We start from the raw sequence: 17,431 nt of genomic DNA, 5'->3' as shown, positions 1-17,431 counted from the left end.
GGGCGCCCGCCGGCAGCAGCCTAAGCGGCCCGGCACGAAACGCGGCGCTGATCAGACATCGATATTGCGCGCCGCCAGCGCATTCGTCTCGATGAAGTTGCGCCGTGGCTCGACCAGTTCGCCCATCAGCGTGTTGAAGATCTCGTCGGCACCGATTGCGTCTTCGACCTGTACCTTGAGCAACCGGCGCACCTGTGGGTCCATCGTCGTTTCCCAGAGCTGTGCCGGGTTCATTTCCCCAAGACCCTTGTAACGCTGCTTGCTGACGCTGCGCTCCACCTCGCTCAACAGCCACTGCATGGCCTGTGCAAAGCTGCTGACACTCTTCTTGCGGTCGCCACGGGCAACGACGCCACCCGGGCCGAACAACCCTGACAGGATCTCGGCAGTCTTGCGCAGTTGTGCGTAATCACCGCTGACCAACAGATCGTCGTCGATCACCCCGAGCTTCAGGTTGCCGTGCAGGATCTTTTCCAGCCGCAGCTGCCAGCGCTCGTTGGCCGAATCATAGCCGGCAACGATATTGATCTCCAGCCGCTTGTCCACCGCTGCCATCAGCCCCTTGGCGGTTGCGACTGCCGACTGCTCGTCCGCCAGCTCGAGCTTCAGGTTGCAGTCGATCAGGGCATGCAGAACTTCTGGATTGATCAGGTGCGAGAGGCGGTTGATGACGGCCTCGGCAAGCAGATACTCGCGCGCCAGATGCTCCAGTGCCTTGCCGGCGATTTCCGGAGCACCTGCCTGCGGCGTCAATACCGCGCCTTCAAGCGCAAGCGTCAGAAGAAACTGCTTCAGCGCCTGATCGTCCTTGATGTAGCGCTCGACCTTGCCGTGCTTCACCTTGTAGAGTGGCGGCTGGGCGATGTAGATGTGTCCCCGCTCGACGAGTTCCGGCATCTGCCGGTAGAAGAAGGTCAGCAGCAGCGTGCGGATGTGCGCGCCATCGACGTCGGCATCGGTCATGATGATCAGGCGGTGATAGCGCAGCTTTTCGGGTTTGTACTCATCCTTGCCAATTCCCGTGCCAAGGGCAGTGATCAGGGTGGCGATCTCCTGCGACGAGATCAGCTTGTCAAAGCGCGCCTTCTCGACATTGAGGATTTTTCCTTTCAGTGGCAGGATCGCCTGGAACTTCCTGTCCCGACCCTGTTTCGCCGAACCTCCGGCAGAATCACCCTCGACCAGATACAGTTCGCAGAGCGCCGGATCCTTTTCCTGACAATCCGCCAGCTTGCCCGGCAGGCCAACGCCGTCGAGCAGGCCCTTGCGTCTCGTCATCTCCCGGGCCTTGCGGGCGGCATCACGTGCCCGTGCCGCCTCGACGATCTTGCCGGTGATCACCTTCGCGTCCAGCGGCCGCTCCTGCAGAAACTCCGTCAGTTTCGCCGCAACCACCTCCTCGACTGCCGGGCGGGCCTCCGACGACACCAGCTTCATCTTCGTCTGCGAGGCAAACTTCGGGTCCGGCATCTTGACCGACAGGACGCAGGCAAGTCCTTCGCGCATGTCATCACCGCTGATGTCGACCTTGGCCTTCTTGGCTATCTCGTTCTCTTCGATATAGCGGTTTATGACGCGCGTCATGGCGGCGCGCAGGCCGGTCATGTGCGTGCCGCCATCGGCCTGCGGGATGTTGTTGGTGAAACACAGAACCTGTTCGGCGTAGCTGTCGTTCCATTGCATCGCCACCTCGACGCTGATCGCACCGGCAGCGGCAAGCGATTCCCCGGCAGCGTGGAAGATGTTCGTATGCAGGACGGTCTTCGTGCGGTTGATGTACTCGACGAAGCCCCTGACACCACCGAGAAAGGCAAAGTTTTCCTCCTTCCCCGTGCGCTGGTCGTTGAGCCTGATCTTGACTCCATTGTTGAGGAAGGACAGTTCTCGCAGCCGCTTGGCGATGATCTCGTAGTGGAACTCGACCGGACCGAAGATCTCCTCGTCGGCCATGAAGTGCAGTTCCGTTCCGCGTTTCTCAGTTTCACCAACCACCCGCAGCGGTGAAACCTCGACACCATCGCGTACTTCGACCAGCCGATCGACCACCAGCCCGCGATTGAACTCGATCAGGTGCTTCCGGCCGTCGCGGCGGACAACCAGCCGCAGCCAGCGGGACAGCGCATTGACACAGGAGACGCCGACCCCATGCAGCCCACCGGAAACCTTGTACGAATTCTGATTGAACTTGCCGCCCGCGTGCAGCACGCACATGACGATTTCCGCCGCCGAACGCTTCGGCTCGTGCTTGTCGTCGAGCTTGATTCCAGTGGGTATGCCACGCCCGTTGTCGGTGACAGAAATCGAATTGTCGGCGTGGATGGTGATCACGATGTCGTCGCAATAGCCTGCCAGAGCCTCGTCGATCGCGTTGTCGACGACCTCGAACACCATGTGGTGCAGGCCTGTCCCGTCCGAGGTGTCACCTATGTACATGCCGGGCCGCTTGCGAACGGCCTCCAGACCCTCCAGTTGCTGAATGCTCGACTCGTCGTACGTTTCCGTCTGCTGCTTCTCTTCGCTCATCATGAACCCAATGTCTTGCCGCCGTCCAACATCAAAACTGCTCTGAAACCTGCTGCCGTCGCGATTCAGATACGCATTGGCATCACGACGTACTTGAAGCGATCGTTGCCCGGTATGGTCAGCAGCGCACTCGAGCTGGCATCGTTGAAACCCCAGTCGATCGTCTCGCCTGAACTGTTGTTCAGCACATCGAGCAGATACGAAACGTTGAAACCGACATCCAGCGGCTCGCCGCCGTACTCGACCTCGATTTCCTCCTGTGCCTCCTCCTGCTCGGCATTGGCGGCAATGATCTTCAGGCTGCCCTCGGCAAGGACCAGCCGAACGCCACGAAACTTCTCGTTGGTCAGGATTGCCGCGCGCACCATCGACTGCAACAGCACACTGCGCTGGACGCGAATGACGTCCTTAAGCGTCAACGGTATCACCCGCTGATAATCCGGGAAACGACCATCGATCAGCTTCGAAACGAGGCTGATCTGCCCGAACTGGAAGCGGATCTGGTTCGGCAGAATGTCGATTGCCAGGGGCTCATCGGTGTCGGCAAGCAGACGGTTGAGTTCAACGACCGTCTTGCGGGGCAGGATCAGCTCCTGCCGGACGTCCGCATGCTCTCCGCTGCCAGCGGCGCCCGCGGCCAGCGGCATGCTGGCATAAGCCAAGCGGTGACCGTCGGTTGCCACCGCCCGCAGTTCGCCCTCCGCGAGCAGCAGGAGAAGTCCGTTGAGATAGTAGCGAACGTCCTGTGTCGCCATCGAGTAATGGGTCTGCGCGAGCAGTTGCCTGAACTGCTTCTGCGTCAGCCTGAGGCTCCTCGCTTCCTCCTGTTGCGACAGTGTCATGCTCGGGAAATCCTCTGGCGGCAGGGTCTGCAGGTTGAAACGACTCCTGCCCGCTCTGACCTGGAGGCGTCGGTCCTCCAGCAGCAGACTGACCTCCGCCGTCTCGGGAAGCGATCGCAGGATTTCCTGCAACTTGCGCGCTGCGACCGTCACCGCACCCTCACCTTCGCCTCCGACATCCGCCGTCGACGTCGTGATCTGGATCTCGATATCGGTCGCCAGCAGCGTCAGCACCTCGCCGCGCTTCTCGAGCAGCACGTTCGACAGGATGGGCAATGTGTGGCGTCTCTCCACAATCCCCGAAACTGCCTGCAGCGGTGCCAGGAGAACGTCTCGCCGTGTTTTGATAAGAAGCATGTATCTCAATCCTATAAAGACTAAGGTTCGGACAAGTCTGTTGATGATTTCCAGTAACACATTTAATTCAATCAGTTGCATCAATCACAGGGGGATGTACGGCGACGGTATGGGGCTGTGGACAAAAATGGACAAGCACGCTCCAGCGCCGTACACCGGCTGTTGTCCACCATCGGCCAGCCATCTTCCCACCGACTTTTCCCCAGCCGTGATCACCCCTTCAGCACCTGCTCGAGCACATGCACGTCGTGGTTCAGCGCCTCATCCTTGAGGCGCAGTTGATCGATGGTGCGCACGGCGTGCAGCACGGTCGTGTGGTCGCGGCCGCCAAAGTGCTCGCCAATCGATGGATAGCTCTGCGACGTCAGGTTCTTTGCCAGCCACATGGCGATCTGCCGTGGTCGGACGACGACGCGTGTCCGCTTCTTCGAGAACAGGTCGGCCACCTTGATCTTGAAATATTCTGCCACCGTCTTCTGGATTCCCTCGACCGTGATCTGCCTGTTGACCGAGCCGATGACATCCTTCAGCGCCTCCTTGGCGAGATCCAGGGCAATCTGTCGACCGTGAAAGGCCGAGTAGGCAAGCACCTTCTTCAGGGCGCCCTCCAACTCGCGAACGTTCGATCGCAGGTGCTTGGCGACGTAGAAAGCAACTTCGTCGTCGAGGGCAACCTGCTCCTGTTCGGCCTTCTTCTTCAGGATCGCGACGCGCATCTCGGTCTCAGGTGGTTCGATCTGCACCGTCAACCCCCAATCGAAACGCGTCACGAGGCGATCCTCGAGGCCGGAAATGTTCTTTGGGTAGGTGTCACAACTGATGACGATCTGCTTTTTCGACTCGCTCAACGCATTGAAGACGTAGAAGAACTCTTCCTGCGTCCGGTTCTTGCCGTTGAAGAACTGGACATCGTCGAGCAGCAGGACGTCAAGCGAGCGGTAATAGCGCTTGAACACATCGAAGGACTTCTGCTGGTAGGCGCGGACAACGTCGGAGTAGTAGTCCTCGGCGTGTACATAACGCACCACCTTGTTCGGCCGCTGCTCCAGGATCGCGTTGCCGATCGCGTGGATCAGGTGGGTCTTGCCGAGTCCGGCACCGCCGTAGATGAACAACGGGTTGTAACCGGCTTCACCCGGTTGGTCGGCGACGCGGTGGGCGGCAGCGCGGGCAAGGTCGTTGGCCTTGCCGACAACCAGGTTCTCAAAAGTGAAGCCGGCGATCAGCCGCGTCTTCTCGTAGCCGGAGCGCTCCTGGTCGGCGGTCCTTGCCGGGCGCGAAGTGGAAGCGGCGATCGCCGGCGACGCCGTCCTGCCGCTGTTGGTCGCTACCGGTGCGGGTTCGGCATTTGCTGCCGGTCGCTCAGCCAGACTCAGCGTGATGATCACGGGCAGAGCAAAATACTCGCTGCCGAGCGCTTCGATGCGTGCCAGATAGCGCTCCTTGACCCACTTGAGGATGAATCCGTTTGGCGCCAGCAAGCGCAGGCCGCGCACCAGGTCGTCCTCCCCCTCGAGCCGAAGCGGACGGATCCAGGTGTTGAACTGCTGAGGCGGTAGTTCCTGCTCGAACTGGCTCAGACACGAGGACCAGAAGCTACTCATCGGCGACCATCGTGGCAACCAGCGGTTGCCAGCCGAAATCCCGGCCCGCTGCGACAAACAGTGGCTCTTTTCTTGAAAACAGAAGCATGGCTAGCGTTGCCCGGGATGGTTGGCGGCCACGACAGCGCTTTTCCGGGCGATGCCGGCCGTCCCCCGATGGCCCGCTGCCCCTCCTGTCAGAACCCGCAAGGTGCAAATTCTAACCTGTAGCGACAAAGTTATCCACAGCTCGAAAAAAAATATGGCCTTGACAAGGCTTGCTCCGAGGCTGTCTAATCCACCCTTTTTTCCAGCTTTGAGTTCAAGGGTTTAGCCATGAAACGTACCTATCAGCCGTCAGTCGTTCGCCGCAAGCGGACGCATGGCTTTCTCGTCCGCATGTCCACCCGCGGTGGTCGCGGAGTGATTCGTGCCCGCCGTGCCAAGGGTCGTCAGCGTCTTGGCGTTTGAGCGTAGCCCCTGACGCCGCGAGCGAACGTCCGCCACGCCCGGCAGCCTTTCCGAAGCAGCACCGCCTGCTCAGGAAGGATGAGTACGGATCGGTCTTTGCTTTCCGGAGGGCGCTGAAGAGCCGCCATTTCCTGCTACATTATCGGCCTCGCGAGGCTGCGGACGCTCCGGGAGCGAGGCTCGGCCTGGTCGTGGCCAAGCGTTTCCTGCGCCGTGCGGTGGACCGGAATCTGTTGCGGCGGCTGGCGAGGGAAGAGTTCCGACTGCTGCGTTCCGACCTGAATTCCAGCGACCTCGTGCTGCGGCTGGCGGTCAAGCCATCGGCCCTTGACCGGCAAGCGATGGCTGAGGAAATCCGCCGCTTGCTGCGCAAGCTCATTTCACCCCAACCATGAGCCGATGAAACATCTTCTCGTTGCGCTGATAGGCTTCTACCGCTATGCGGTCAGCCCGATGCTGGGTCAGCGTTGCCGTTTCTTTCCCAGTTGTTCACAGTACGCAGCAGAGGCGGTGCAGCGGCATGGCGCCTGCCGCGGAACGAGCCTCGCCGTTCGCCGGCTCGCACGCTGCCATCCCTGGAACCCGGGCGGTTTCGATCCCGTACCCTGACCAACGACTGAATACTCTAGGTTTTCATGGACAACCGACGCCTCCTGCTGCTGCTCATATTCTCGTTCTCGCTGGTCATGCTGTGGGATGCCTGGCAGAAGTACAACCAGCCGCAGGCGCCTGCGGTCGCTGCTGCGGGAACGGCTGCGGCACCCGCCCCGAAGCCGAGCAGCAGCCTGCACGCGCCGCTGCCGGCGGCGCCTGCGGCGGTAGCTGTCGGCACGGCGGAGAAGGCCGACACGGTAACCGTCGACACCGACCTCTTCAAGGTCGAGATTTCGCGTCAGGGTGGTGACATCATCCGCCTCGAGCTGAAGGACTACCGTGACAGCGTCAGGAAGGACCATTTCTTCACCCTTTTCGGGCCGCAGCATCAGTATTACGCGCAGAGTGGTCTGATCGGCGATGGCCTGCCGAACCACAAGACGTTGTTTGCGGTGGCCCCCGGCAGTCGCGAGCTTGCCGGCGACGCACAGACGCTGGAGCTGCGCCTCGAGGCGGTGGCTGGCAACGGAGTCCGCGTCGCCAAGGTCTACACCTTCACCCGTGGCAGCTATCTCATCGGGCTGACGCACGAGATCGCGAACGGCAGCGGCAAGGAGCTTCTGGCGCACGCCTACTACCAGTTCCAGCGCGACGTCAAGGCGCCCGACGGCGAGAGTTACATGGTGTCCACCTTCACCGGTCCCGCGGTGTTCACCGATCAGGAGAAGTTCCAGAAGGTCAATTTCGCGGATATCGAGGCCGGCAACGCCAAGTTCGCGACCAAAGCCGACAACGGCTGGATCGCAATGATCCAGCACTACTTCGTCGCCGCCTGGATACCCGAGCCGGGTCTGCCGCGCGAGTTCTACATCCGCAAACTGGAGAGCAGCCAGAATCCGGCGGTTGCCGCCGGAGTCATCGTTCCGGTGCCGCTCGTCGCGCCGGGAGCGACGGTGTCGCTGGCGGTACCGGTCTTCGCCGGACCACAGATCCAGTCGACGCTGGAGCACCTGGCGAAACCCCAGGCTGACGGTGGCATCGGTGCGCAGGGTCTGCCTTTGGTCGTCGACTATGGCTGGCTGACGATCATTGCGGCGCCGATCTTCTGGTGCCTCGAAGCGATCTACAAGCTGGTCGGCAACTGGGGCTGGGCGATCGTCCTCCTGACCGTCGCCATCAAGCTGCTGTTCTACCCGCTGTCGGCGGCCAGCTACAAGTCGATGGCGAAGATGAAGACAGTGACGCCACGACTGATGCAACTCAAGGAGCGCTACGGCGACGATCGACAGAAACTCAACCAGGAAATGATGGCCCTCTACAAGCGCGAGAAGATCAACCCCCTCGGCGGATGTCTGCCGATTCTGGTGCAGATTCCGGTCTTCATAGCCCTCTACTGGGCTCTTCTGGGTGCCGTCGAAATCCGCGACGCGCCCTGGATTCTCTGGATCAAGGACCTCTCGGCACAGGACCCCTACTACATCCTGCCGCTGATCATGATGGGCACGATGCTCATCCAGACCAAGCTCAATCCGACGCCGCCAGACCCCATCCAGGCGAAGGTCATGCTGATGATGCCATTCATCTTCGGTGTGATGTTCTTCTTCTTTCCGGCTGGTCTGGTCCTCTACTGGGTGGTCAACAATGTCCTGTCGATTGCCCAGCAATGGCAGATCACGAGGATGATCGAGAGTGGCGGAAAGGCCGCCAACGACAGCAAGGCCTGAAAGGGCACGAGCCAGTGACACCATAGCCGCCATCGCGACCGCCAGCGGTCGCGGCGGCATCGGGGTGATTCGCGTTTCCGGTCCCGGGTTGCTGGATTTTGCCCAAAGCCTCAGCGGCAAGCGACCAACGCCACGGCATGCGACCCGTGCCGATTTTCGGATGGCCAACGGCACGGTGATCGACAGCGGCCTGCTGCTCCACTTCCCGGCGCCGCATTCCTTCACTGGCGAGGATGTCCTCGAGCTGCAGGGGCATGGCGGACCGGTCGTTCTGCAGATGCTCCTCGCCCGCTGTCTGGAACTCGGTGCCCGCCTCGCCGATCCGGGCGAGTTCAGCCGCCGCGCCTACCTCAACGGCAAGATCGACCTGGCGCAGGCCGAGGCCGTCGTCGATCTGATCGACGCATCGACTGCCGCCGCCGCGCGCAGCGCGGTTCGCTCACTGCAGGGGGATTTCTCGCGCGAGGTCGGCCAGCTGCGCGCGCAGCTGGTCGAGCTGCGCGCCCTCGTTGAGGCAACACTCGATTTTCCCGACGAGGAGATCGACTTTCTCGAGGCCGCCGATGCGAGTGGGCGCCTCACGCGCCTGCAGGCGCGCCTGGCGCTGGTCTTCGAGCGCGCCCGGCAGGGCCGGCTGCTGCAGGGTGGTCTGCACGTCGTTCTCGCCGGCCAGCCGAACGTCGGCAAGTCGAGCCTGCTCAACCGCCTCGCCGGCGACGACCTGGCGATCGTCACCGCCATACCGGGAACCACTCGCGACCTCGTTCGCGGCACCCTGCAGCTCGAAGGAATTCCGCTGCACGTCATCGACACGGCCGGGCTGCGCGCGACCGAAGACCAGATCGAGAAGATCGGCATCGAACGGACCTGGCGCGAGATCGCGCGCGCCGACGTCGTTCTCCTGCTGGCCGATGCGCGCCTTGGCGTCGGCGCCTCCGAGCGCGAGATCCTCGCCCGGTTACCAACCCATCCGACGCGGGTAACCGTCCTCAACAAGATTGACCTCGTTCCTGCCCGCGCCGAGCGCCGGCAGGAAGACGACAGCGTGGTCATCTCGCTCTCTGCCCACTCCGGCGAAGGCGTCGAACTGCTGCGCGAGGAACTGCTGCGAATCGTCGGCTGGCAGCCAGCCGAGGACGTTTTCATAGCCCGCGAGCGCCACCTGCAGGCGCTTGCGAACACCCGCGAGCATATCGCCACGGCGCAAGCGCAAATGCCGCAGCTGGAACTCCTTGCCGAGGAACTGCGTCTGGCGCAGCTAGCGCTGGGAAGCATCACGGGCGAGTTCAGCAGTGACGACCTTCTCGGCGAAATCTTCGGTCGCTTTTGCGTCGGCAAATAGCGAGCTGTCGGGCATGCCTCGAACTCTTCCGCCAGCGCCGCTAGCTTTCGCAGCCGGGCGAGGATGACCGCGCGACCCGCCAGCAGCGGGGTGTGACGCCACTCCAGCGGGAGAACGCCCGGCTGAAGGCGCTGGCATCGGCGTAAGCAAGCGCTGCGGCGATTTCACTCAGTGACATTGTCGAATCATCGAGCATTTGCCGGGCGATCTCGAAGCGTACCTCGTCGGAGAGTTTCTGGAAGGTCGTTCCGCAGGCCCGCAGGTGCCGGTTCAGGGTACGAACATGCATCGAGAAAAGGGCCGCGATCTGGCCCGCCGCAGCCCCGTGCGTCAGCAGCGCGGTCCGCAGCACGCGTTGCACCTGGTGCGCGAAGTCACCCGCGGTTCTTGCCTCGAGTTCGTCTATCTGCTTCTGCAGCAGGCGCCGCAACTCGGGGTCCGCTGTCGCGAGCGGGCGTGTCAGCCAGTCGGCTGGGAAAAGCAGTGCGTTCTGCTCGGCGTCAAAGCGCAGTGGCGACTGGAAAAAGCGGCGAAACGGGCCAATGTCGGGCGGCTCGCGGTGGGCAAGGAGAACCTCGCTCGCCTGCCAGCGGGGCCCACACAGGCGGCGCATGATGTTGAAAGCGACGGCAATGGCGCCGTCGGCGATCTGCTCGGCGGCCTCGACGGCTGGCTGGTAAATGGCGTAGCCGAAGAGCGCCGAGTTTCCGTTGACCACCAGCGTCGGCACTGCACCGCGGTCGTGGTGGTGCAGATAGCGAACCAGCGTGCGCAGGGCCGTCGCGACGTCCGGCGAGTGTTGCACGAGGAATCCGACCAGACCGAGCGACGCAGGACCGCCCCGCTGGCCAACCAGGAGGCCGAAATGGCTGCAGCCGGTTCTGGCGACACAGCGCGCAACCAGACGGCCCAGGCTGACGAAGGGAATCATGTTGTCGGAGTCATCGAAAAGGCTCGGGCTGAGCCCGACCTCGGCGAGCAGTTCCGCCGGGTCTACGCCGTGGTCGCGCAGCACCGCTGGAATCGTTGCTGCCCCACCAATGCGGATGACCGCCTCGCCAAACGCTCTCTTCGCTCGCAACTCTCAGCTCCCGCTGTCGAAAATGGCGCTCTTTCCAGGCTTCCCGCCGGCCGAACGCCGCCGATCTGTCGTAAATTGTATATCTTCTGTCGCGAATCGTCTCGACACGCCAGTGAAGTGAAAGCATCATAAGGCGCACTGCGAAGACGCGGGGGCGGTTGGGATGCGTCAGATGCTGCCAATCGGCGAACGGCGTCGAACGGCTGTTGCCTCTGCGGCAGGCTTTGCTTGACGCGCGCTTCACCGGACTGGCACTCGGCGCCACCTTCCACTTCCAGTTTCGTGACAAGCTTTTCTTCCAAGGAGGCTGACATGCCATCAGTTTTGCGTTTGCTGGCGTCTGTTGCAGTCGCCGCAACGTCTCTGGCGACCAGTGGTTGGGCGCTCGGGCAGCAGGTCACCGGCACGCTGGGCTCGCCCAGTGCCACCAGCACCATTGGCAACCAGCAACTGCCGGCACCCGATCCGAAGTTCGGTGGCGTCATCAGGAACGACGCGCTGCAGTCGAAGCCGTGGTGGGCGCCGCGCATCGTGCCGCCGAAGGGCGCACCGAACGTGCTGCTGATCATCACCGACGACGCCGGCTTCGGTGTTCCGAGTACCTTCGGCGGCGTCATTCCGACGCCGACGATGGATCGCATCGCCGACGAGGGGCTGCGCTACAACCGGGTTTTCTCGACCGCGCTGTGCTCGCCGACGCGCGCCGCGCTGATCACCGGCCGCAATCACCACTCGGTCGGTTTCGGAGTGATCTCCGAGCAGTCGACCGGTTTTCCCGGCTACAACAGCATCATCGGCAAGGACAAGGCGACGATCGGCCGGATGCTGGTTGACAACGGCTACGCGACCGCCTGGTTCGGCAAGGACCACAATGTCCCGGCCTTCGCCGCCAGCCAGGCCGGACCGTTCGACCAGTGGCCGACCGGCATGGGTTTCGAGTACTTCTACGGCTTCGTCGGCGGCGACGCCAACCAGTGGCAGCCGAATCTGTTCCGCAACACGACCCAGATCTACCCCTTCCTCGGCAAGCAGCCGGGTACGTGGAACCTCATCACCGCGATGGCCGACGAAGCGATCGACTACATGACGCGGATCCACCAGACGGATCCGGGCAAGCCGATCTTCATCAAGTACGCGCCGGGGGCCACCCACGCTCCGCACCACCCGACCAGGGAGTGGGTCGACAGAATCAGCGCGATGCATCTCTTCGACGGCGGGTACGAGAAGCTGCGCGAGACCATCTTCGCCAACCAGAAGAAGCTCGGTCTGGTTCCCAGCGACGCCAAGCTCACGCCGTGGCCGAACGACATGCTCAAGCCGTGGGACGAGCTCACGGCCGACGAGAAGAAGCTCTTCATCCGCCAGGTCGAAGTCTTCGCCGCCTACGCCGCCTACAATGACTACGAGATCGGTCGCGTCATCCAGCACTTCCAGGATCTCGGCAGGCTCGACAACACGCTCGTCATCTACATCAACGGCGACAACGGCACCAGCGCCGAGGGCGGGCCGATGGGCACACCCAACGAAGTCGCCTTTTTCAATGGCGTTGCCGAGATGCCGGCCGACGTGCAGATGAAGTGGTACGAGGTCTGGGGCACCGAGCAGACCTACAACCACATGTCGGCCGGCTGGTCGTGGGCCTTCGACACACCGTTCGACTGGTTCAAGCAGAATGCTTCCCGGCTCGGCGGCATCAACCAGAACATGGTCGTCTCCTGGCCGGCGCGCATCAAGGACAAGGGCGCCCTGCGCCAGCAGTTCGTGCACGTCATCGACGTCGTGCCGACCATCCTCGAAGCGGCGGGCATCAAGGCGCCGGTGATGGTGGATGGCATCAGGCAGGCGCCGATCGAGGGCACCAGCTTCGCCTACACCTTCGACCCCGCCAACTCCAAGGCGGCGTCGCGGCACAGGACGCAGTACTTCGAAATGATGGGCCAGTGGGCGCTCTATGATGACGGCTGGCTCCTGAGCACCAAGGTCAACCGCGCGCCGTGGCAGGCTTTCGGGACCGCCAACCCCGATCCGCTGAACAACCAGATGTTCCAGCTCTACAACCTGGGCAAGGACTTCAACCAGACGGAGGACATCGCCGCGCAAAACCCGCAGAAGGTCAAGGAGATGCGGCAGAAGTTCCTTGCCGAAGCGAAGAAGCATCAGGTCTTGCCGCTGGATGCGTCGGTGGCAGCCCGTATCGTCGCGCCGCGGCCGAACATCACCGCCGGCCGGACGGAATTTGTCTACACGCGGCCGATGACCGGGTTGCCGCAAGGGGACTCGCCGTTCCTGCTGAACTCGTCCTACACGATCACCGCCGACATCGACGTGCCGCAGGGCGGCGCCGAGGGCATGATCCTGACTTCCGGCGGCCGCTTCGCGGGATACGGCTTCTACCTGCTGAAGGGCAAGCCGGTGTTCCTGTGGAATCTGATCGATCTGAAGCGGGTGAAGTGGGAGGGCACCGAAGCCCTCACACCGGGGCGGCATGTCCTTGAGTTCGACTTCAAGTACGACGGCCTCGGCGTCGGTACGCTGGCGTTCAACAACATGAGCGGCCTCGGCCGGCCCGGCACCGGTGTCCTGAAGGTGGACGGCAAGGTGGTGCAGACGATCACGATGGAAAAGACACTGCCGATGATCCTGCAGTGGGACGAAAGCTTCGACATCGGTTCGGATACCCTCACCGGGGTCAACGATGCCGACTACACGCCGCCATTCCCGCTCACCGCCCGCTTGAACACGCTGACCATCCAGGTCAACCGGCCACAGCTCTCGCCGGCGGACATCAGGAAGCTGGAAGCGGCGATGGCTGAGGCGCAGGACGGCAAGCCGCCGACGGGCAAGTAAGCGAAGCGGCTGGTGTCCCGAAGGGGGCGACAGCCGCTTCCATTTTCATCTGACGGGAACCCATGAAAACCGCGGCTGTGTTCTACCTTTCACTCTTTACCCTTGCAATCGGAACCGTCCCTGCGGCGGCCGTTGCCCAGGTTGTCCCCAGGGCGGCAAGCCAGTCCGAATCCGCCTTTTCGGCCCTGTCTGGTCGCTGGGTGCGGCCCGACGGCGGCTACGTCATCAACATCAGGAGCGTCGATGCCAGCGGGAAGCTCGACGCGGCCTACGCCAATCCGAACCCGCTGCCGTTTTCCAGGGCTGAAGCGACGCGCGAAGGCAATGCGATCAAGCTCTTCTTCGAGCTGCGGGCCGCTGGCTACAACGGATCGACCTACACCTTGACCTACGACCCGGCAGCCGACGTGTTGAAGGGCGTCTATTTCCAGGCGGTCGCGCAGCAGAAGTTCGACGTCTATTTCACCCGCTCAAGGTGAGACTGGTCAACAACATCTGGTCGCTTGGCGCCAGCGGAACCTGCGGGTCGTACAACAGCGCCACCATCCAGCCCTTCATCAACTACAAGCCACGGACGTTGCCGCTGCGCGTGACGTCGAGGTGCAGGCGACGCCGGAGTGTCGCATGGTCGACGGTCGGCGCGTCTGCCGCTAAGCAGCTTCGGTCTGTGGTTGACCTCCGGTCGTTTGGCGGGCCCCTCCCGGGTCCATTTGTCCCCTTTTTCGAAAGCGAAAGCCACCATGTCGCAGTTCGACAACGTCTCCATCGTCAAGAAGGCCAACATTTACTTCGACGGCAAGTGCGTGAGCCACACCGTGCTCTTCCCCGACGGCACGCGCAAGACCGTCGGCATCATCTTTCCCTCATCCCTGACTTTCACTACCGGCGCGCCCGAGATGATGGAACTCAACGCCGGCCGCTGCCGCATCCGCCTCGCCGGCGCGAGCGAGTGGCAGACCTACGCGGGCGGCGAGCGCTTCTCGGTGCCGGGTAACTCGAGTTTCGACATCGAGACGCTCGAAACCCTCGACTACGTCTGCCACTTCGAATGATCGGCTGCCTGCGCGGACGTCGCCGCGCCGCTTTCAGGGGAGCGGGCAGCCCCGCCGACTGGCGCAGATGATGCGGCACGGGCGTCCCGTCGCCGACATGGCCGGCGACGCGGCCGTTCGCAGGCATTCGTCGGGCGGCATCGGCAACTCGCCGCTGCTCATCGTGGCGTCGATTCCCAGTGCCTGGAGATCGTCAGCACGGTCGCCGAGACCGCCCGCGCGACGCAGGACACGGGAACGGCGAATCGTTTCGCGACTTTCGCGACTTTCGCGACGCCGACCGCTGCCTTGCCGAAGGTCGACGTCGCAGGCAGCGAGGATATCGGTTTCGTGCAGGCTCACGTCGGGGGCGTCGAGCTCGATCCACTCGAGACGGGCCAGCACGGCACCACCCTCCGGAAATTTGCTGCCGGCTCCGTCTGCTCAGGCTGCCCTTGAAAGAATCCGGAGCGACGACGATGCGCAGGACGACTCTCGCTCCAGTGACGACCAGGTGCAGCCGGCGAGCGCTGGGCGGCGATCGGGCAGCCGCCAGCCCGGCCAAGCCTCAGCCGCGGATGCGCGCCGAGCTGACCACCGCCTCGAAGCGGCCGACGTTCCGCGCATAGTAATGGCTGCGCGGCGCCTCGAAGATGAGGAGATACAGCTTGCCCCCGCGTACCGTACCGTAACCGACGCCGCGCATCTCGAGTTCGTCGGCTTTTCGCACGCGCGAGAACTCGAAGCGGAAGCCATCGCCGCCGGCAAAGGTAGTCGGGGCCAGCTTCTGGCGCTGGAACGAGCTGCCATCGTGGGTGGCGAAGACTTCGTACATCTCGACGATCTCATGCGCCTGCATCGTCGCCCGGTACTTCGGCACCTGGCGGTCCTTGCGCTGCGGCAGTTCGGCAAGCGTCTCGCCGTCGGCTATGCCGACATGGAAGACGAGGCGGTCGAGCGGCAGACCGTCGAGGGTCCATACCTCGCTCTTTCGCGTCAGGCCGATCGAGTACTGGTTCCAGGCGCCGTCGAGCGTGACCACGAGCGAATCGCGTACCGTCACTTCGCCTGGACCGACCTTCGACATCCCGGCACAGCCCGCGAGCAGCGCCACCACGAGAACCAGCAGCCAGCGTGACATTTCAGATTCCTTCGTGCAGGTAGCTGCGGATCATCTCGGCATCGTCGGCGTCGGGACGCAGTGACAGGTAGCGCCGGAACGAAGTGCCCGCCGCCGCCATGTCGCCGGCCTGGCGCTGCAGCATGCCGCGCGAACGGAACATCTCGGCCGGGCAGTCGGCGCGCGACTCGGCGGCAGCATACTCGTTCAGTGCGCGGCTGGCGTCACCGTCGGCCGCGCGCAGCCGATAGGCCTCACCAAGGAAGAAGCGCATCTCGCCATCGTCCGACTGCCGCAGCAGGCGCTCGAGGAGGGCGATCGTCTCGCCCGCCTTGCGCCGCCTGAGTTCGTCGTCGAGCCATTGCCGGCGATGGCCGCGAACCTGCCCGGCGTAGGCTGCACTGGCCGGGTCGCCGCCGTCGCCGTTCATCGTCGCAGCGCGGTCGGCCATTGCCTGGCTGCGCTCTTCCGGGTCCGGGTGGCTGGCGAAGAAGATGCTGCGGCTGCTGGCATCGCCCGACCATTCGGCCTCGGCCTTGAGCTCCGCGACCAGTTGCTGCCAGACCTTCGCCGCTTCGATCGGCGGATAGCCGGCAGTGGCGATCAGCTCCTGGCCGATGCGATCCGCCTCGCGCTCGTGTTCGCGCGAATAGGCGAACATGCCCGCGAGCAACGCCAGTTGTGCCAGCGAACCTGCCGCGCCGACGCCGGCAGCACCGAGCGCCATGCCGAGAAACTGGCCCAGGGCGGTGCGCGACTTGGCGTCGCGCAGCTGCTCGAGGCTGTGGCGACCGACGTAGTGACCGATCTCGTGGCCAAGGACAGCCGCCAGCTGCGCCTCGTTCTCCATTCGCAGCAGGAGCCCCGTCCACACCTGCAACATGCCGTTGGGTGCCATCGCCGCGTTGAAGAACGGCGAGCGGACTATGTACACGCGGATGTCTGGGCAATGCTCGCCGGCCAGACGGCAGGCGAGCCCGGCCACGTAGGCATTGAGAGCGGCGTCGCGCAGCAGGAAGCGGCTTCGCTTCAGACGCTCCTCCTCGCGCGACAGCAGAGACCAGAGGCCGCCTTCGTCGCTGCCGGGCTCTGGCCGCTCGAGCCGCGCCGGCAGCGGACCCGGAGCTGCGGCAAACAGCGTCGGGGTCCGCGCGAGCAGGCCGCAGCAGGCACAACCGGTGAGGAACTGGCGCCGCAGCATCGAAGCTATTCCGGGAACTTCTCAAGCAGTGCGTCGCACGACTCGCGCGCCTTCTCCAGTTCGCGCAGATCGCCGGACTGGCGCAGCAGGGTGTTGAACCAGAGCACGCGTCCGCTGCCCAGATCGACCAGCGAGGCGTAACCGACCTGCATGCCGCCGCTCAGGCCGAAGCCGAGCAGGGCACCGACGACCATCATGGCGACGCGCTCGCTGCTGGCGTAACTGTCACGAACGAAGGCGAAGAGCGCGTAGTCGGCGCCGGTACGCGCCCGCATCAGCGCTGCCTCGTCACCGAGCGACCAGTCGAGCCGGCCCTCCTTGGTAGGCAGTTCGAACAGTCCGCGGTGGTGCATGGCGATTGCCTGGCCGACCGCCCCATGTAACCGGTTGAGGCTCTCGACGACTTCGTCGACCTCGCCCGGCAGCGGCATGAAGTTGACCTTGAGCGCGCTGCTGCGGGTGAGGAAGGCCTGCCGCAGGTTGGCTTGCGCCTTCTCGGTCCATTCGGCCTGCGGCTCGAGAATTCCTCCGGCGCTGACCGAGAAGAGCTCGATGTCGAGCGGCATCAGCAGCACGACGGCACCCTCTGGCAGACGGGTAAAGCCCTCGGCGAGGCTCGCCGCCCGCAGGGGCAGCGACAGGAAGGCAACGAAGCACAACCAGAGCCAGCGCCTGCAACGGGACATGGGCATTCTCCGGAGACCGCCGGCGACCG

The 17,431-nt window shown here is 63.6% G+C and carries 16 protein-coding genes; 8 read left to right on the top strand and 8 right to left on the bottom strand.

Annotation, left to right across the window (positions count from 1 at the left end; all coding sequences use genetic code 11):
• Nucleotides 1-51: 51 nt before the first annotated feature.
• The 3 genes from gyrB to dnaA all read right to left on the bottom strand — a co-directional run bounded on the left by gyrB (nucleotide 52) and on the right by dnaA (nucleotide 5,326).
• Complete coding sequence (gene gyrB / locus HT579_01900) at nucleotides 52-2,523, bottom strand: DNA topoisomerase (ATP-hydrolyzing) subunit B (GenBank protein ID QKS31445.1); 2,472 nt, start codon at nucleotides 2,521-2,523, stop codon at nucleotides 52-54.
• Between the two features lie 65 nt (nucleotides 2,524-2,588).
• Nucleotides 2,589-3,722, bottom strand: coding sequence for a DNA polymerase III subunit beta (locus tag HT579_01895; protein ID QKS31444.1), 1,134 nt, complete (start codon nucleotides 3,720-3,722; stop codon nucleotides 2,589-2,591).
• Between the two features lie 212 nt (nucleotides 3,723-3,934).
• Nucleotides 3,935-5,326: a chromosomal replication initiator protein DnaA gene (gene dnaA / locus HT579_01890; protein QKS27815.1), complete on the bottom strand. Its 1,392-nt coding sequence runs from the start codon at nucleotides 5,324-5,326 to the stop codon at nucleotides 3,935-3,937.
• A 315-nt stretch (nucleotides 5,327-5,641) separates the two neighbouring features.
• On the opposite strand from dnaA, the gene rpmH reads away from it, so the two are divergent.
• The 5 genes from rpmH to mnmE are packed head-to-tail and all read left to right on the top strand — an operon-like array spanning nucleotide 5,642 to nucleotide 9,436.
• Nucleotides 5,642-5,776 carry a 50S ribosomal protein L34 gene (gene rpmH / locus HT579_01885; protein QKS27814.1) on the top strand — a complete coding sequence of 45 codons (135 nt, stop codon included), beginning with the start codon at nucleotides 5,642-5,644 and terminating at the stop codon, nucleotides 5,774-5,776.
• On the top strand, nucleotides 5,773-6,171 hold the full coding sequence (gene rnpA / locus HT579_01880; GenBank protein QKS27813.1) for a ribonuclease P protein component: 399 nt from the start codon (nucleotides 5,773-5,775) through the stop codon (nucleotides 6,169-6,171). Before rpmH ends, rnpA begins: the two co-directional genes overlap by 4 nt.
• A gap of 4 nt (nucleotides 6,172-6,175) precedes the next feature.
• Complete coding sequence (yidD, locus tag HT579_01875) at nucleotides 6,176-6,385, top strand: membrane protein insertion efficiency factor YidD (GenBank protein QKS27812.1); 210 nt, start codon at nucleotides 6,176-6,178, stop codon at nucleotides 6,383-6,385.
• Between the two features lie 26 nt (nucleotides 6,386-6,411).
• Nucleotides 6,412-8,094, top strand: a complete 1,683-nt coding sequence (yidC, locus tag HT579_01870; GenBank protein ID QKS27811.1) for a membrane protein insertase YidC — start codon at nucleotides 6,412-6,414, stop codon at nucleotides 8,092-8,094.
• A complete protein-coding gene (gene mnmE, locus HT579_01865; GenBank protein ID QKS27810.1) occupies nucleotides 8,060-9,436 on the top strand; it encodes a tRNA uridine-5-carboxymethylaminomethyl(34) synthesis GTPase MnmE in 1,377 nt (458 codons plus the stop codon). Before yidC ends, mnmE begins: the two co-directional genes overlap by 35 nt.
• A gap of 40 nt (nucleotides 9,437-9,476) precedes the next feature.
• Here the strand turns inward: mnmE and HT579_01860 are convergent, their stop codons facing one another.
• Nucleotides 9,477-10,517 carry an AraC family transcriptional regulator gene (locus tag HT579_01860; GenBank protein ID QKS27809.1) on the bottom strand — a complete coding sequence of 347 codons (1,041 nt, stop codon included), beginning with the start codon at nucleotides 10,515-10,517 and terminating at the stop codon, nucleotides 9,477-9,479.
• A 312-nt stretch (nucleotides 10,518-10,829) separates the two neighbouring features.
• Between HT579_01860 and HT579_01855 the strand changes: the two genes are divergently transcribed.
• From HT579_01855 to HT579_01845, 3 genes are all read left to right on the top strand, one after another.
• Entirely contained in the window at nucleotides 10,830-13,364 is a 2,535-nt protein-coding gene (locus HT579_01855; protein ID QKS27808.1) for an arylsulfatase, read from the top strand.
• Between the two features lie 200 nt (nucleotides 13,365-13,564).
• Complete coding sequence (locus tag HT579_01850; GenBank protein ID QKS31443.1) at nucleotides 13,565-13,843, top strand: hypothetical protein; 279 nt, start codon at nucleotides 13,565-13,567, stop codon at nucleotides 13,841-13,843.
• Nucleotides 13,844-14,104: 261 nt separating this feature from the next.
• Nucleotides 14,105-14,416, top strand: a complete 312-nt coding sequence (locus HT579_01845; GenBank protein ID QKS27807.1) for a pyrimidine/purine nucleoside phosphorylase — start codon at nucleotides 14,105-14,107, stop codon at nucleotides 14,414-14,416.
• A 33-nt stretch (nucleotides 14,417-14,449) separates the two neighbouring features.
• On the opposite strand, the gene HT579_01840 is transcribed toward HT579_01845, so the two are convergent.
• From HT579_01840 to HT579_01825, 4 genes are all read right to left on the bottom strand, one after another.
• A complete protein-coding gene (locus tag HT579_01840; protein QKS27806.1) occupies nucleotides 14,450-14,800 on the bottom strand; it encodes a hypothetical protein in 351 nt (116 codons plus the stop codon).
• 163 nt (nucleotides 14,801-14,963) lie between these two features.
• Nucleotides 14,964-15,536 carry a hypothetical protein gene (locus HT579_01835; GenBank protein ID QKS27805.1) on the bottom strand — a complete coding sequence of 191 codons (573 nt, stop codon included), beginning with the start codon at nucleotides 15,534-15,536 and terminating at the stop codon, nucleotides 14,964-14,966.
• A gap of 1 nt (nucleotide 15,537) precedes the next feature.
• Nucleotides 15,538-16,569, bottom strand: coding sequence for a M48 family metalloprotease (locus tag HT579_01830; protein ID QKS31442.1), 1,032 nt, complete (start codon nucleotides 16,567-16,569; stop codon nucleotides 15,538-15,540).
• Between the two features lie 152 nt (nucleotides 16,570-16,721).
• The gene (locus HT579_01825; protein ID QKS31441.1) at nucleotides 16,722-17,375 is read right to left on the bottom strand and encodes a hypothetical protein; all 654 of its coding nucleotides are present in this window, start codon (nucleotides 17,373-17,375) and stop codon (nucleotides 16,722-16,724) included.
• Nucleotides 17,376-17,431 lie beyond the last annotated feature (56 nt).

The sequence above is a fragment of the Candidatus Accumulibacter similis genome (genome assembly GCA_013347225.1).
Taxonomy (GTDB): Bacteria; Pseudomonadota; Gammaproteobacteria; order Burkholderiales; family Rhodocyclaceae; genus Accumulibacter; species Accumulibacter similis.
The sequence above is the reverse complement of the archived record's forward strand: the minus strand, read 5'-3'. Positions and strand labels throughout refer to the sequence as shown.

Bases quoted from the DNA above. Each gene is read 5' to 3' on its own strand.
- rpmH (QKS27814.1), top strand. From the start codon at position 5,642: ATGAAACGTACCTATCAGCCGTCAGTCGTTCGCCGCAAGCGGACGCAT.
- yidC (QKS27811.1), top strand. From the start codon at position 6,412: ATGGACAACCGACGCCTCCTGCTGCTGCTCATATTCTCGTTCTCGCTG.
- yidD (QKS27812.1), top strand. From the start codon at position 6,176: ATGAAACATCTTCTCGTTGCGCTGATAGGCTTCTACCGCTATGCGGTC.
- HT579_01855 (QKS27808.1), top strand. From the start codon at position 10,830: ATGCCATCAGTTTTGCGTTTGCTGGCGTCTGTTGCAGTCGCCGCAACG.
- dnaA (QKS27815.1), bottom strand. From the start codon at position 5,326: ATGAGTAGCTTCTGGTCCTCGTGTCTGAGCCAGTTCGAGCAGGAACTA.
- gyrB (QKS31445.1), bottom strand. From the start codon at position 2,523: ATGAGCGAAGAGAAGCAGCAGACGGAAACGTACGACGAGTCGAGCATT.
- HT579_01835 (QKS27805.1), bottom strand. From the start codon at position 15,536: ATGTCACGCTGGCTGCTGGTTCTCGTGGTGGCGCTGCTCGCGGGCTGT.
- HT579_01895 (QKS31444.1), bottom strand. From the start codon at position 3,722: ATGCTTCTTATCAAAACACGGCGAGACGTTCTCCTGGCACCGCTGCAG.
- HT579_01845 (QKS27807.1), top strand. From the start codon at position 14,105: ATGTCGCAGTTCGACAACGTCTCCATCGTCAAGAAGGCCAACATTTAC.